This window comes from Thiospirillum jenense, from assembly GCF_014145225.1.
Lineage (GTDB): Bacteria > Pseudomonadota > Gammaproteobacteria > Chromatiales > Chromatiaceae > Thiospirillum > Thiospirillum jenense.
On record NZ_JABVCQ010000007.1, the window covers coordinates 79,881 to 93,721 of the forward strand.

General features: G+C 45.9%; 17 protein-coding genes. All 17 read left to right on the plus strand.

Annotated elements, in window-relative coordinates; all coding sequences use genetic code 11:
• Nucleotides 1–5: 5 nt before the first annotated feature.
• The 17 genes from HUK38_RS04630 (at nt 6) to HUK38_RS04710 (ending at nt 13,824) form a co-directional block, all read left to right on the plus strand.
• The gene (locus tag HUK38_RS04630) at nt 6–1,667 is read left to right on the plus strand and encodes a hypothetical protein (protein ID WP_182582946.1); all 1,662 of its coding nucleotides are present in this window, start codon (nt 6–8) and stop codon (nt 1,665–1,667) included.
• A gap of 17 nt (nt 1,668–1,684) precedes the next feature.
• Entirely contained in the window at nt 1,685–1,999 is a 315-nt protein-coding gene (locus tag HUK38_RS04635) for a MazG nucleotide pyrophosphohydrolase domain-containing protein (protein ID WP_182582948.1), read from the plus strand.
• Entirely contained in the window at nt 1,996–2,268 is a 273-nt protein-coding gene (locus HUK38_RS04640; RefSeq protein ID WP_182582950.1) for a hypothetical protein, read from the plus strand. Before HUK38_RS04635 ends, HUK38_RS04640 begins: the two co-directional genes overlap by 4 nt.
• Nucleotides 2,269–2,341: 73 nt before the next feature.
• On the plus strand, nt 2,342–3,703 hold the full coding sequence (locus HUK38_RS04645) for a DNA methyltransferase (protein WP_182582952.1): 1,362 nt from the start codon (nt 2,342–2,344) through the stop codon (nt 3,701–3,703).
• Entirely contained in the window at nt 3,700–4,545 is an 846-nt protein-coding gene (locus HUK38_RS04650; protein ID WP_182582954.1) for a hypothetical protein, read from the plus strand. The genes HUK38_RS04645 and HUK38_RS04650 overlap by 4 nt, the downstream gene beginning before the upstream one ends.
• 82 nt (nt 4,546–4,627) lie before the next feature.
• Entirely contained in the window at nt 4,628–6,058 is a 1,431-nt protein-coding gene (locus HUK38_RS04655) for a DEAD/DEAH box helicase (protein ID WP_182582956.1), read from the plus strand.
• Entirely contained in the window at nt 6,055–6,429 is a 375-nt protein-coding gene (locus HUK38_RS04660) for a VRR-NUC domain-containing protein (protein WP_182582958.1), read from the plus strand. Before HUK38_RS04655 ends, HUK38_RS04660 begins: the two co-directional genes overlap by 4 nt.
• Entirely contained in the window at nt 6,426–6,983 is a 558-nt protein-coding gene (locus HUK38_RS15585; RefSeq protein ID WP_182582960.1) for a CHC2 zinc finger domain-containing protein, read from the plus strand. The genes HUK38_RS04660 and HUK38_RS15585 overlap by 4 nt, the downstream gene beginning before the upstream one ends.
• Entirely contained in the window at nt 6,973–8,754 is a 1,782-nt protein-coding gene (locus HUK38_RS04670; RefSeq protein ID WP_182582962.1) for a hypothetical protein, read from the plus strand. The genes HUK38_RS15585 and HUK38_RS04670 overlap by 11 nt, the downstream gene beginning before the upstream one ends.
• A gap of 1,011 nt (nt 8,755–9,765) precedes the next feature.
• Nucleotides 9,766–10,716 (plus strand): BRO-N domain-containing protein, encoded by a 951-nt coding sequence (locus HUK38_RS04675; protein ID WP_338065358.1) that lies wholly within the window; start codon nt 9,766–9,768, stop codon nt 10,714–10,716.
• A gap of 30 nt (nt 10,717–10,746) precedes the next feature.
• Nucleotides 10,747–10,986, plus strand: a complete 240-nt coding sequence (locus HUK38_RS04680) for a hypothetical protein (protein WP_182582964.1) — start codon at nt 10,747–10,749, stop codon at nt 10,984–10,986.
• The gene (locus tag HUK38_RS04685) at nt 10,979–11,440 is read left to right on the plus strand and encodes a hypothetical protein (protein WP_182582966.1); all 462 of its coding nucleotides are present in this window, start codon (nt 10,979–10,981) and stop codon (nt 11,438–11,440) included. The genes HUK38_RS04680 and HUK38_RS04685 overlap by 8 nt, the downstream gene beginning before the upstream one ends.
• Before the next feature lie 192 nt (nt 11,441–11,632).
• On the plus strand, nt 11,633–12,037 hold the full coding sequence (locus HUK38_RS04690; RefSeq protein ID WP_182582968.1) for a single-stranded DNA-binding protein: 405 nt from the start codon (nt 11,633–11,635) through the stop codon (nt 12,035–12,037).
• 17 nt (nt 12,038–12,054) lie between these two features.
• Nucleotides 12,055–12,267: a crAss001_48 related protein gene (locus HUK38_RS04695; RefSeq protein ID WP_182582970.1), complete on the plus strand. Its 213-nt coding sequence runs from the start codon at nt 12,055–12,057 to the stop codon at nt 12,265–12,267.
• A 49-nt stretch (nt 12,268–12,316) separates the two neighbouring features.
• Nucleotides 12,317–13,156: a DNA-methyltransferase gene (locus HUK38_RS04700; protein ID WP_182582972.1), complete on the plus strand. Its 840-nt coding sequence runs from the start codon at nt 12,317–12,319 to the stop codon at nt 13,154–13,156.
• Nucleotides 13,153–13,446: a hypothetical protein gene (locus tag HUK38_RS04705; RefSeq protein ID WP_182582974.1), complete on the plus strand. Its 294-nt coding sequence runs from the start codon at nt 13,153–13,155 to the stop codon at nt 13,444–13,446. Before HUK38_RS04700 ends, HUK38_RS04705 begins: the two co-directional genes overlap by 4 nt.
• Before the next feature lie 30 nt (nt 13,447–13,476).
• Nucleotides 13,477–13,824: a hypothetical protein gene (locus HUK38_RS04710; RefSeq protein ID WP_182582977.1), complete on the plus strand. Its 348-nt coding sequence runs from the start codon at nt 13,477–13,479 to the stop codon at nt 13,822–13,824.
• Nucleotides 13,825–13,841: the final 17 nt, after the last annotated feature.

Genomic DNA, 13,841 nt, shown 5'->3' on the forward strand with positions numbered 1-13,841 from the left:
AATAAATGAGTGAGTTTAGAACGTCACTTGGCGAGCAGATTTTCAAAGCCCGCTATGCAATGACTAGAGATGAAACGTGGAAAACACGAAGCCAGTTAATTGTGCAGGATGTGTGCGGGCGCAGATCAGGTGCGCGCAATATCCAATCGCATCCGTTAATGAGCAAAGATGAATTGCGCGACCTTCAAAACTTTATTGAAAAGTTTATGTTTCTACCGGGTGGCAGATACATCTATTACGCTGGTCGGGAGGCAGCATTTTATAACAATTGCATGATGTACAAAGCAATTGAAGACAGTCGTGAGGAATGGGGGCGGCTATTAAAAGCGCAATCAGACGCTTTGATGAGCGGCGCTGGAGTGGGTTGTGATTATTCAGTATTGCGCCCACACGGGTTAATGCTTGCGCGTACAGGTGGCACGGCAAGCGGCGTGATACCGCTATTGCACACTGTGAATGAAATGGGCAGGAATGTCCGTCAGGGCGGGTCACGGCGCAGCGCAATCTATTCAAGTCTGAACTGGCAACACGGCGATATTAACGAGTTTATTAGCGTTAAAGATTGGCGCAATACGCCAGTGCCGGGCGTGAAAAACATGACCTACTTTGACATTAAAAATAATGATTTTGATGCCCGTGCGCCATTAGACGGCATGAATATCAGCGTGAATTATGATGATGAATGGCTGGAGAAGCCCTTAAATGATGTATTTATTCGCAATGTGGAAATGGCTTTGCGCAATGGTGAGCCGGGGTTTTCATTCAATTTCGGCCCGAATAAACATGACACTTTGCGCAATGCTTGCGGGGAAGTGTGCAGCGCCGATGATAGCGACATATGCAATCTTGGCAGCATTAACTTGGCGGCAATTGATGACATCACGACATTGCACCGCGTGGTTGAATTGGCAACGAAATTCTTGGTTTGCGGAACAATTCGGGCGCATGTCCCCGATGAAAAAACGCTAATGGTGCGCGAAAAAAACCGCCGTCTTGGGTTGGGTTTAATGGGTGTGCATGAATGGTTATTGAAGCGCAATTATCGCTATGAAATGAATGATCAATTACGCACTTGGTTAGGTGCGTACAAATACGAATCCACACGCGCTGCGAATGAGCATTGCGACAGGTTTTATTTATCACGACCAGTCGCCTGTCGTGCAATTGCACCAACTGGTACCACGAGTTTGTTGGCAGGAACGACTTCCGGTCTGGAACCGCTGTATGCCGTTGCGTATAAACGACGCTGGATTGATGGCGATAAACGACGTTATCAGTTGGTCATAGATAAAACCGCACAGGATTTAATTCAGTCACTCGGTATTACTGACCCAGACAATATCGAAACGGCAATTGACTTAGCAAATGATGTTGAGCGGCGCATTGCATTCCAAGCCGAATTGCAACGCGACTATGTGGACAATTGCATTAGCTCCACAATTAACCTGCCTGCATGGGGGAGTGAATTAAACAACCAATCAACTGTTAAAGATACCGCTAAGTTAATTGCGAAGTATGCGCGTGATTTACGCGGTTTGACCTTTTATCCCGATGGTGCGCGAGGTGGTCAACCCATTACTCGAGTTGAATATGCCGAGGCTATCGGCAATGAAAACGTGACCTTTGAAGAGAATGATGCCTGTCAGTCGGGCGTGTGCAACCTGTAATTACTAAGGGGAATTGAATGAATATCCATGAATACGAAGAGTCGGTGATTGCAACGTCAAACTATCAACGATCAAATGAATCGTTGTTTATTGTAACGGTGGCGCTGCTGGGTGAGTTAGGTGAATACGCCAATAAGGTTAAAAAAGCGAGCTTTAAGAAGACGCTTGATAACGCTTTGGTGATTGATGATTTGAAAAGCGAGCTGGGCGACGTGTTGTGGTATTTGACTGAGCTATGCCACCAGCACGATTTGTCATTAGATGATGTGGCACGGGCTAATGCAGACAAGGTGACTAATCGCAAACAAAAAGGGCTGACGTACAATCAATGAAAAAACCAGCAATAACCATTGAACCGATTGCGTATTGTGTTAGCGGTTGTGACGATCCGTTTATTCGTATTGAAGCATGTGGGCAGTCAGAATGGATTGTCGTTAGCGGTGACGGTTGCTGTCTGGGTGTTAGCGGCGAGTGGAATGATGATCCGGGCTGTCGGTTTAGAACACCCAATTGGTATCAGGAACATCAATTCTCAACTATAGAGGAGGCGGTTGACGCAATTGATTTTTATCAAAAGAGATTAGACAGGGCGGTTTTTTAACTAATAAAAAACGCCCATGCGCGTTCAACACATGGGCGTCGGGTGTCAATTGTAACGTCAATGAGAGAATGAAATGAACACAGAAATCAACGAAACAACCAACAGTAACATTATTTTAGATGGCAACGATGTTGTCAAGACGTATCCGAACGATGGCGACGTCATGGTTATTCCTGTTAGTCAAGTTAAGTTTCGTGGCGACTTGTATCCACGCATGGAACATAACCAGGCAAAGGCACAGGAATACTCAGAAAACATCGAAAACCTGCCACCAATCTGGGTCAATCAGCACTACGAATTGATTGACGGTAATCACCGGCGTATTGCACACCAATTAGCTAAATGCGAAACCATTACTGTTGAAATACATCATACAACAAGTGATGCGCATTTATTGGAATTGGCTATTAAAACCAATGCTACGCATGGATTGCAAATGTCACAGGCTGACAAAAAGAAAATGGCAATCAAGTTGTACGCGGCAGGTGAACGCGGTGCTGACCGCAAAAAGGCATTAGCTAATTTATTAGCGGTGACTGTGCGTAGCCTAACTGAGTGGGTCAAGGATTTAGATCAGGCTGAACGCGATGCGCGTAAGGCGAAAATCAAGGCAATGTACTTTCAATGCTATACCGCTGAGGAAATTGGTGACGCGGTGGGTTTGACGAGACAAGCATTAGAGAAAGACGTACTTACGCAACTTTTAGAAGATGTTCCAAAAGTTGCCAAAGTCCAGTTTTTAGATGATGAATTTCAATTGCCGATTTACAACATATGGTCATTTGCTAAGAAGACTAATAAGACATCGCACTTTGGCAATACCGAACAGCGCATTGTTGAAAACCTGCTATGGCTATACACGCAACCATTAGACATCGTGATTGACCCATTTGGTGGTGGTGGCTCAACGCTTGATGTGTGTAATGAACGCGGTCGCCGCTGTTGGATTAGTGACCGCAAGCCAAAGCCCGGTTTAGAAGAAAAACTCCGCACGTTGGATATTACCTCTGAATTGCCACAGCTTAATAAGCGTTGGGCAGATGTGGCATTGGTTTATCTTGACCCGCCGTATTGGTGGCAGGCAAAAGGTCAATACAGTGATGATGCTGAAGACCTTGCTAACACACCGACTGCTGACGATTTCCACGCCAAAATGTCTAAGGTGGTTAAAGCGTTCTCAGCAAAACTCAAAGCCGGTGCGCGCATTGCGTTAATTATTCAACCAACGCAGTGGAAATCACCAGACCGGCAATTTACAGACCACGTTATTGCAATTATTAACGCAGTCGGTAATAAGAAATTGATTGTCGAAAACCGCGTGAGCTGTCCGTATTCGACAGAACAATGCAATCCGCAAATGGTGGACTGGGCAAAAGAAAATAAACAGTTACTTGTTTTAACACGCGAACTGATTATTTGGAGGGTCGTTGAATGAGTTATCCAAAGCACGACATTCAAGCAACATCTGACGCTGTTGTTGCTTTATTAACTAATGAATTGCGTCCACTGCATTACCGTGAAGCGTATTTACGCTGTGCGGTGTTAAATCCAAAACTCGGTTTTTATTCCAACAAAACCGACCCAGCAGAGAAATTACGTCAATTGTTTGCTGAAACAAGTCGTGAGATTTTTGTCTGCGATGGTTTCTTTTATTTATATGAGTGGCTGACTGAATGCCAAGATTTGTTGTTTCGCAACACAATTGCCGCTGACAGATTAACGCAAATACAACGTGACAAATGTTTTTATGACAGCGGTCGTCGCCATGATTACATGGTAGATAAATACGGCAAAGCCAATACGCCGCATGGCATTGAAGAGCGTCAACGGCGAGCGTTAATTGAATACAGTGTTAAAGCCTACTTTCAACGGCAATTTCCAACACTGTTTTTACCACCTAGCAATGAAAACCAATTCACGCAATGGAGCGAGGATGATTTTCGTTTGCAATTCGGAAACACTCTGTCTGCGTTTGATGTAAAGGAGTTCACACGAACTAATAGAACGATTTTAACCTCTGTCAAACAGCATATCACCTACATCTTTGCTGTATGGAATTATGACCATGCAGACATGATTGGTTTTATTCGCGGACAGGATGCAATCAATCTGACTGAATTGGAGTTATCACGAGTGAACCGCATTGTTAAATCAGTAGGGATTGATGATATTTCTAATATTGCGTCTTTATTGGTTGCTGTGAATATGTACAAGTTCGGATTGTTGTTCACAGAAGTCAAGTCGGAGTTTTATAGAAAACAATCAGTCGCGGCATAAATCACAAAAACACCAACGCCCGAGTGGATTCAGCACTCAGGCGTTGGATTTAAGTCACGATTCCTAACGGAGGATCGCACGAATGGATTTTACACTCAGAGATTATCAATTGCAAGCCGAACACGACATTCGGCAGTGCTACCGCTCGGGAAAACGGGCAGTTTGCCTCGTGATGCCCACTGGTGCAGGCAAAACCCGCACCTTCTGTTCTACCGCGTCTCAATCGGTGTCACGCGGCAAACGTGTATTGATTTTGGTTCACCGGAAAGAATTATTACTGCAAACATCACGCACATTAGAATCAGTCGGTTTATCTCACGGTTTAATTGCACCCGGCATCACGTTTAATCATCGCGCACCAATTCAAGTCGCGTCAGTACAGACATTAGTACGGCGCTTAGATGTCATTAACTGGTCGCCCGATTTCATTATTGTGGATGAGGCGCATCATGCCACGCGCAAAACAATCTGGGGGCAAATTCTTAATCATTTTAATCATGCTTACATGCTCGGCGTCACCGCCACGCCACAGCGCCTCGACGGTCACGGCTTAGGCGTTAATAGCGGCGGTTTTTTTGACTCGATGGTCACGGGGCCGTCAGTCCGTGAATTAACGCGGCGCGGGTTTTTATCGCCCTCAGTTGTGTACGCACCGAAGGATCGAATTGATTTATCCGGTGTTTCAATTCAAGGCGGTGATTATAAGAAAAACGCATTAGCTGACGTCATGGCAAATCCCGCCATTGTCGGTAATGCCGTTGATCATTACCGTAAATACTGTCACCAACAGCCCGCTATTGCCTTTTGCGCTTCGGTATCTCGCGCCGAAGAAGCCGCGGTTGCGTTCAAAAGCGCTGGTTATTCCGCCGCCTGTGTGAGTGGTCAAACTGATGACAAAATCCGCGCCAAGTTAATTGCCGATTTAGGAAATGGGCAATTAAACGTATTGACTTCGTGCAATATCGTTTCTGAGGGTACGGATATTCCAGTGGTATCCGCCGCGATATTATTAAGACCGACCCAGTCATTAGCATTAGCGCTTCAACAAATGGGGCGCGTCTTACGCCCGCATAAAGACAAAACCCACGCCACCATTCTTGACCATGCCGGGAATGTATTCGTGCATGGTTTTCCTGATGATGACCGCGAGTGGTCATTAGACGCTAAACCTAGTCGCGGTAAAAAAACCAATAACGCATTACCTATGAAGCAGTGTGATCGCTGTTTTACGGTGCATCGCCCAGCGCCAATCTGCCCGCAATGCGGGTACGTTTATCCCATTGCGTCACGCGAAATCACCGAATTAAACGGTGAATTATCTATCGTGACATCAGCGCAAATCATTGAATTAAAACCTGAATCAAAACGCGCAGAGCAGGCTAATCAAAGAACGCTAAACGATCTAATTGAACTGGCTAAACGGCGTGGCTACAAACACCCGCGAGCATGGGCGCAGCATATTTTTGATTCCCGCACAATCAAACAACAAAAATCATTCGGAGTGAATAAATGAGTCAGTCGGAACATGAAATCCAAAATTTAATTCTACTCTCAGCGCGGGAATTGGGTTACACACTGTGGCGGAATAATACCGGCGTGGGTTGGCAGGGAAATAAAACGTCACGGCGTCAAGATGGCGCCATGATTGTACAGAATGCTCGCCCATTACACGCTGGGTTATGCAAAGGCTCCAGCGATTTAATTGGTTTGCGTTCCCGCGTGATTACACCCGACGATGTCGGGGAATGTATTGCGCAATTCGTGGCGCTGGAAGTGAAAGCGGCGGGCGGGCGATTATCACATGAGCAAGTGATGTTTCTTGATTTTATTAAAAACGCTGGTGGAATTGCGCGAGTGGTGCGCTCGGTGGAGGATGCGAAATGAACGACCAGTTATTTGACATTAAAAACATCTTAAGCCGTGTTGATATCGTCACTTTAATTGACAGTGCAATTGAATTAAAGGCTGTCGGGCATAACGGACGTTATCGCGCACTCTGTCCGTTTCATGATGAAAAAACGCCGTCGTTTTTTGTTAGCCAAGACAAACAGTTTTATCACTGCTTTGGTTGTGGTGCGCATGGCGACGCGATTGATTGGTTAGTCAATTATCACCGAATGTCTATTCGTGGTGCGATTGAGACTTTGGCGCATCAGGCAGGCGTGGAATTGATTCCATATGCGAAAGAAGCGCGGCGGAAACGGGCGGAAATTGAGCTGCTCAAAGACATTGAAGATGAGGTTTTATTGGAATTGCAGGTATTAGTATTGGGAATTGGTGATCGCGTCAATTATCGCAAGATTCCCGAAGCGACTAAACAGCTATACCCGCATATCACTGCACCTCCCGAACAGCCGTTAAAACGTGAGTTTGAGGCGGCTAAACGCGTATTAAAGGCATTGCAGATTTTGTATGGAGCTGCTGGGTATGAGCAATAAAGTCGAGTCATTGCTTGATCGAATTACGATTAAACCGCCTGAAGCTAAAGAGCGCAAACGCCGCGAAAAACCCACCGTGACTGTCTCACCGCCTGAGGCGAATTTGCATTTTCGCTCATTGGGTTACAACGGCGATAAGTTTTATTTCTTTACTACGGCCGGGAAACAGGTGCGTGAATTGAGTGCGTCAAAACTGTCGCGTGAAACCGAGTTATTTACATTGGCACCAATGGATTGGTGGGAGCGTGAGTTTGCACTTGACCAAGGGTTTTCAAGACAAGCGGTTAAGATGGCGGCGAACTTTTTAATTCAAAATTGTTATCAAAAAGGCGTGTTTAACGCTGATAATAAACGCGGGCGGGGCGCATGGTGCGATGGTGAGTCCATTATTGTTCATGCTGGCGACCGATTGTTTATTGATAATAGAGAAACGGATTTAGTTATCGCCGATACCGACGCGGTGTATGAGTGTGAACCGCGTATTGAAATCACAACCGATAATCCACTCACTACGGATGAATCGAAACGGGTGTGGGATTGGGCGATGTCGCTGAACTTTGAAAAGCAAACCCATTCAGTCTTATTGTTGGGGTGGCTTTCGTGTGCATTAGCTGGCGGTGCGTTGAATTGGCGGCCGCATATCTTTTTGAATGGATCAAAAGGCTGTGGCAAATCATCTATTTTAGACACGATGCTGCATTTATTAGGTGGTTTTGCTATTGCGGCTAAAGGGGACACTAGCGCGGCAGGATTGCGGCAGGTGTTGCAAAACTCGGCTTTGCCGGTGTTGTTTGATGAGGCTGAATCAGACTCAATTCGGGCGCAGGCGAAAATGGACGATGTCCTTTCTCTCATGCGCCATGCCAGCGCTAACCTAGAAGCGCGAGTAATTAAGGGTAGCAGTGGTGGTCAAGCCAGTTCATATGCGGTGCGCTCGTGTTTTTGTTTATCGGCAATTCGTGATCCGATTAAGCAAGCGGCAGACATGTCGCGTATTACTACGCTGTCATTAAAAAACTCCAATTACCAATCAAGTGAAAAGCAAAGGACAGTCACTCAGCCATTAGCTGACGTGATTTGCGATAAATCCTTTGCTAGTCGATTTCGTGCGCGGGTGTTTTCTCGCCTGCCGCAATTGCTGGAATCAATTCAGTTATTCACCGACGCATTAAAGGAAACGTTTCCCGATTCACGCATGAGAGACCAAATCGGTGCGTTGCTCGGCGGAATGTGGGTGGTGATTTATGATGAATTACCCACGCACGAGCAAATGAATTATTACATTCAAAACCTCCATTGGTCAGACCAACACGACATCGTGGAGTCTGCCAGTGATGAGCAGGCGTGTTTGGATGCAATGCTCAATACGAATGTGCGAGTGGATGGTGATGAATGGCGCGGCGATATGTCGATTGGATTATTGGTCGAGTTTGTAATGTCAGGCGGTACATCAATTGGTGTGCCGGAGAAATTGCGGATGACCGATGCGAAACGCACACTTGGGATGTACGGAATGAAGGTGGAGGATCAAATGATAGAAGGTGCGCTGTCCGTAACAGGGCGGCTGTTGGTTGCCAATGCGAACGGAATGCTGCAGCGAAAGGTGATGGCTGTTACCAGTTGGCCGAGCGGTTGGAATAAATTACTGATACGCCTGCAAGGCGCTGAAAAGATTAACAAAACCGTCAAAATCGGCGGCACGGCCTGTCGGTGTATCGCTGTCCCATTAACGGATGATAATCAGGCAAATGACGTCTGTTACCAGTTCTGACACCAAAAAACTGCTTTTACAATCAACGACTTAAAAAAATAACGCCGCTGTGACGGCAAAAATACATCCCGCGTGAGTTGGTCATTTTTTTGTGTGACCGACTACGCGGGATGTGTGTTTTTACCGTTAAGTAAATGAAATGGTTAATATTTCTGTCGTGGTGGTCTAGGTAATGGTCAGCATGGCGGTTGTTTTCTGTTACCGATGTTACCGTATCTGTAACGCAATTTTTGCTTATAAAACAATGTGTTATCCAAAAACAGGCAAGGTGACAGAAATATACACACCCATATATGTATTTACACCTATCCGCCGAAGTTACACATTTACATTCATATCTCACCCAGTCAAAAAATTGCGTGTATACGAGTGTGTATGCGCACATTTTTTGTTACCTATCTATCTATCTATTTGATTAATATAGATATAATAGGTAATAGGGAGGTAACAAAGCTAGTAACAAAGTAGGTAACAGGTGGTAACAGTGTGCGCGCACCATTCCGATCGACTTTGCTTATTTACAGGCATATTCAACCAGCGCCGCTGTGACGCGACGGTTGGTGGTGGGCGGTAGGGTAAGATGGGTTGGTGCGTGAAAACGCTGTAGCGGGCGGTTTAGACGCATTACAGGCGATTTGGTGGTGGTAAGGACGGATGCTCGCTCGCCAAGAAGGCATGGGTTGTCTTGGCGAGGGCAGCATGAAAAACTACAATCAAATCAGCGCTTTGCTTCAACTATCAAGGAAATCACCACAGTTTCGCCACGAGATGGTTGACAACCGCGCAGGTGGCGACTACGCTTGATTTAAGAGGCGTGGAAACCTCTTACAGCGGCAACCGCACCCGTCAGACATGCGGTATTTTTTCGCCTAAGCGACTGATTTAAGGGCAGTCGGGAGTGCAGGAATACAATACCCGTTAGGGGAATAACTGCGCGGCGCTGTAGACCGTTCCACCCTCCCGACTGCCCGTGTCTTACGGGTAACGTGGAAATCACTACAGGAGACCATCGTGTCTAATCAAATCACTCAGTACCTATTCCCCGAATCCGACACCACCAAACGCAAGGTGCGCGCTGTCATGCGTGATGACGCGCCGTGGTTTGTTGCCGCTGATGTGTGTGCAGTGCTTGGGATTGAAAATCATCGTGACGCAGTTGCTAGATTGGATGACGACGAAAGGGGGTCTGTTAAAGTCGACACCCTTGGCGGCGTTCAAAGCGTGGCAGCTATCAACGAGTCGGGTTTGTACACTTTGATCTTGCGTTGCAGGGATGCCACAACCGAAGGCACGGTTGCCCACCGTTTCCGTAAGTGGGTGACGGCTGAGGTGCTACCCAGTATCCGCAAAACTGGCAGCTATCAATCCAAGCAGACTCAGCGACCTATCACCATGTCGGAACTTAAGCGCATGACTGATACAGCCTTGCAGACAGCGCGGCAGTTGAAAACATCGGATGTTGAGACGCTGGAAACGGTGATGGGAAGTTTCAGTAGTGCAGGAATTGATCCGTCGTTTTTTAATCCAATGCTGGAAGGTCTTAAACAACGGGCGCAAAACGCACCAAAACCAAATAATAATGTCACCAATTCCACCAATTCCACCAATATAGATGATGCGTACGCTTGTCTTAATACAATACTAGACGCGGAAATCAAGGTTGACGGTATTGATTACCGAGTGCGTGATTTAATCAGTCAGCCGCTGGTTGGTATTGATAATAGCGCGGTGAAACGAGCACTCGGTATGTACGGGCTGAGAATTGATGACAGCGCACAACGTCTGTTGATCGCCAATTCCAATGGAATGCTGTCGCGCAAAATATTGGCAAAAACCGCTTGGTCAACAGGTTGGAATAAAACAATACAGCTATTGCCGGAATCGGATAAACCGAATAAAACCGTCAAAATCGGCGGCACAGTCTGTCGGTGCGTGTCCGTGCCGATCAACACCGTACATTAAACGACTTCCTGTACAGAATGGTTGAATAGAATGCAATGGTTTGATAGCAGTCACGCCCGTCCTGAGCATAATTGCTGGTGCGCTGTATTGGTCAGTGATTGCAGCGTTGCGCACGGATATTTAATGCAACTTCAATTGTATGATGCTGAATTAGATGCATGGTATTTCTACGGCAGTCGTGTTCCGCAATGGGAATCTCCAGCTTATTATTGCGTATTACCTCATCCACCGGCGCATACCTTTAGGAATCGGAGCGATCAATATGATTAAACGCGCAGTCGCACTAGCAGTGACATTATTTGCGTCAAACATTCACGCCGACTGCTATACGCTCTACGGCAGTGATCACGCGATCATATCGGCAGGTTACACACCGCCGTTCGACATTGGATTACCGAATAAATCGGCTGAATGGACAGCATCGCAAGCGCGGGGTGAATATTTAATCATCACCCACCACCAATGCGATAACACAGCGCCCAACGTCAGGAATCAAACCCACGACTTAAAACTCGGGTTGCCAGTCTTGGTTGACACACATAATCAACGGTCGCCAATGGGCGGCGGCATCACAGTAATAGGTCAGGATTTCGCCACCACTATTGACAGTCGGGCGGATCGGAATAGCAGTGGCTACAGTAATAAACACGTACACGTCGACGCCTATACGCGACGTGATGGCACTCACGTTAGATCGCACTACCGCTCGCGGCCACACAGATAAATAATTTGACAGCCGCTAAACGGGCGGCGTCTGTCGGTGCAGTGACACTGCCAATTAACACCGTGCATTAAACGATTATCATCAGATGTAACTAACCGCCTTCATCGGCGGTTTTTTTATGCCTGTAGTTTCTTTACATTTCCGAAAAATGTGTATAGTGATTTCTATGGATTAACACACACAAGATGGGCTATGAACAGCAGCACATATACTGGTCGCATTGTCGCCGATGCTGAGATGAAAACATCGCAATCAGGCAATGAGTATTGCAGGTTTCGACTGGCATCAGATGTTGGTTTTGGTGAGAACAAAAAGACGCATTGGTTGGATTGCGCGTTATTTGGTAATCGCGGCAAAACCTTGTGCCAATATTTAAAAAAAGGTACGTCGGTAGTAGCAGCGGGGAGTTTGGAACCGCCGCGCCTATATGAAACGCAAGCGGGCGAAACGCGAGTATCGCAAAGCCTGATTTTGAATGATGTGGCGCTAATGAGTGAAAAGAAAACGTCTGCCGCGCCCGCGACTGAGACTGAGACAACTCGCGCCACTGCGCCTGCGCCGCGCACTCAATACACAGATGAAGAAGTGCCGTTTTAGCAATTGGAGAATTACCTATGAAAACTGAGACTAATGTACGAATCAGAGTAACAAAAGAACGTGCCGCGTTAATCGGTAAGATCAATAAATTAGAACGTTTTCTTGAAACGTTGCAGGATTTTGCCACCGGTGAAACGCCGCAATTGCTGTTATTAAAACAGCAGTTAGTGGTCATGGAGCAGTACGCGGCGCTTTTAACGCAGCGCCTAGATTTGTTGCCAGCTGAATAATCCGATTCTAGCTAATTGTTTCCCGTTGCCTAGTGTGACGGGAATTGAAATGATTAATGATTTGCGAGTTGACCGCATGAGAATTAAAACAATCGGCAATGCCACGCTCTATTGTGGGGATTGTATTGAGATTTTGCCGATGATTGGCAAGGTCGATGCTGTAATTACCGATCCGCCATATTTAACCACTGACTTACATTTTGATAAATACCTTGATTGTAACTACGTCAATCTATTGATTGATGCTGTAAAAGATGATGGTTATTTCGCCTGCTTTTCACCAATTGAAGCACTTGCTGAAATCGCCAAACTTTGGAAGGTGCGCTTTTCTGGTGTGATGATTAAATTACAACCATGTATGCGTACACATAACGCAAAGAAGCCAATGAATCAGCATGAGCATTATATGGTTTATGCTCATCCTCAATATAAAATCAGCAATCTAACTTGGAATGCCATAAAAAACTATGGCGCATCTCCATATAAAAAAGTACAAAAAAATACCGGATGTTTACGCGGATACAAAGATCAGTTAGATAGAGCTAACACTAGCGGATGGACTAAAGATGGGTATGTTTCAGAAAATGACGGATTCCGCTATCAAACCGATGTGATTTATGGCGCAACAAAGCCATGTATGTCACACGACGAGCGCACAATTCACCCAACACAGAAACCGGTTTCTACCTTGAGCGTTTTAGTGCAGTGGTTGACGAATGAAAAGGATTTAATTCTTGATCCCTTTATGGGAAGTGGCACGACTGGGGTGGCGGCAGTGCGCAGCGGGCGGCGCTTTATCGGAATAGAAATTGATCCCGACTACTTTGACATCGCCTGCGCCCGCATTGAAGACGCGCAGCGGCAAACACAACTGGAGTTGACAGCATGAATAGTAATGAAATTTTCAATAAACGGATTTGGTTAAACAGTGAAAAATCACCTAGCACGGGTAGCGTTGTCTGTTTTCACGGCAAAAGCAATTGGCGGCATGGCTCGTCACAAGAGCCAGAAATTGTAGATTTTATTGAAGTAGCAGATTGTCACTGTAAAGTGCGTTTGCACAGATCACATTTTGATACGACGGGTGAGTTTATTGAAAAAACACAACTGTTAGCAAAAACATTAAACGATTTTGCTGAATATTTAATTCAGATTGAATTAAAAAACGCCAACAAATAAACAGCAAATGACAATGGAATTGACCGCATAATGCCAACCATTGAACACACCCACCATCGCATTAATGAGCTGCGCGCACAGGGCGCTGACACCGAGGTATTAGAGATGGTGATTCAGCGCATGATCGACCACGATATTCCCATGCCGTATCTGTATTATGTTGATACTGGAAACAGTAGCATCATGGTTGAATGGACAATTGGTAATTGGGAAGTATCAATTGATGTTGATAACGAAATTGCACAATACTACGCATTCAAATATCACACCGACATTGACCACGAATTGATGCTTGACATGAACGACAGCGCCACCTACACAACATTAAAAGAACGGTTAGAGAACTATGCGATGGAAGCATCTTTGGCGGGACGGTAAGCCTGATCATAATTGCT

Excerpts from the sequence above, each read along its gene's own strand:
- HUK38_RS04630 (WP_182582946.1), top strand. The coding sequence starts at position 6 with ATGAGTGAGTTTAGAACGTCACTTGGCGAGCAGATTTTCAAAGCCCGC.
- HUK38_RS04635 (WP_182582948.1), top strand. The coding sequence starts at position 1,685 with ATGAATATCCATGAATACGAAGAGTCGGTGATTGCAACGTCAAACTAT.
- HUK38_RS04640 (WP_182582950.1), top strand. The coding sequence starts at position 1,996 with ATGAAAAAACCAGCAATAACCATTGAACCGATTGCGTATTGTGTTAGC.
- HUK38_RS04645 (WP_182582952.1), top strand. The coding sequence starts at position 2,342 with ATGAACACAGAAATCAACGAAACAACCAACAGTAACATTATTTTAGAT.
- HUK38_RS04650 (WP_182582954.1), top strand. The coding sequence starts at position 3,700 with ATGAGTTATCCAAAGCACGACATTCAAGCAACATCTGACGCTGTTGTT.
- HUK38_RS04655 (WP_182582956.1), top strand. The coding sequence starts at position 4,628 with ATGGATTTTACACTCAGAGATTATCAATTGCAAGCCGAACACGACATT.
- HUK38_RS04660 (WP_182582958.1), top strand. The coding sequence starts at position 6,055 with ATGAGTCAGTCGGAACATGAAATCCAAAATTTAATTCTACTCTCAGCG.
- HUK38_RS15585 (WP_182582960.1), top strand. The coding sequence starts at position 6,426 with ATGAACGACCAGTTATTTGACATTAAAAACATCTTAAGCCGTGTTGAT.
- HUK38_RS04670 (WP_182582962.1), top strand. The coding sequence starts at position 6,973 with ATGAGCAATAAAGTCGAGTCATTGCTTGATCGAATTACGATTAAACCG.
- HUK38_RS04680 (WP_182582964.1), top strand. The coding sequence starts at position 10,747 with ATGCAATGGTTTGATAGCAGTCACGCCCGTCCTGAGCATAATTGCTGG.
- HUK38_RS04685 (WP_182582966.1), top strand. The coding sequence starts at position 10,979 with ATGATTAAACGCGCAGTCGCACTAGCAGTGACATTATTTGCGTCAAAC.
- HUK38_RS04690 (WP_182582968.1), top strand. The coding sequence starts at position 11,633 with ATGAACAGCAGCACATATACTGGTCGCATTGTCGCCGATGCTGAGATG.
- HUK38_RS04695 (WP_182582970.1), top strand. The coding sequence starts at position 12,055 with ATGAAAACTGAGACTAATGTACGAATCAGAGTAACAAAAGAACGTGCC.
- HUK38_RS04700 (WP_182582972.1), top strand. The coding sequence starts at position 12,317 with ATGATTAATGATTTGCGAGTTGACCGCATGAGAATTAAAACAATCGGC.
- HUK38_RS04705 (WP_182582974.1), top strand. The coding sequence starts at position 13,153 with ATGAATAGTAATGAAATTTTCAATAAACGGATTTGGTTAAACAGTGAA.
- HUK38_RS04710 (WP_182582977.1), top strand. The coding sequence starts at position 13,477 with ATGCCAACCATTGAACACACCCACCATCGCATTAATGAGCTGCGCGCA.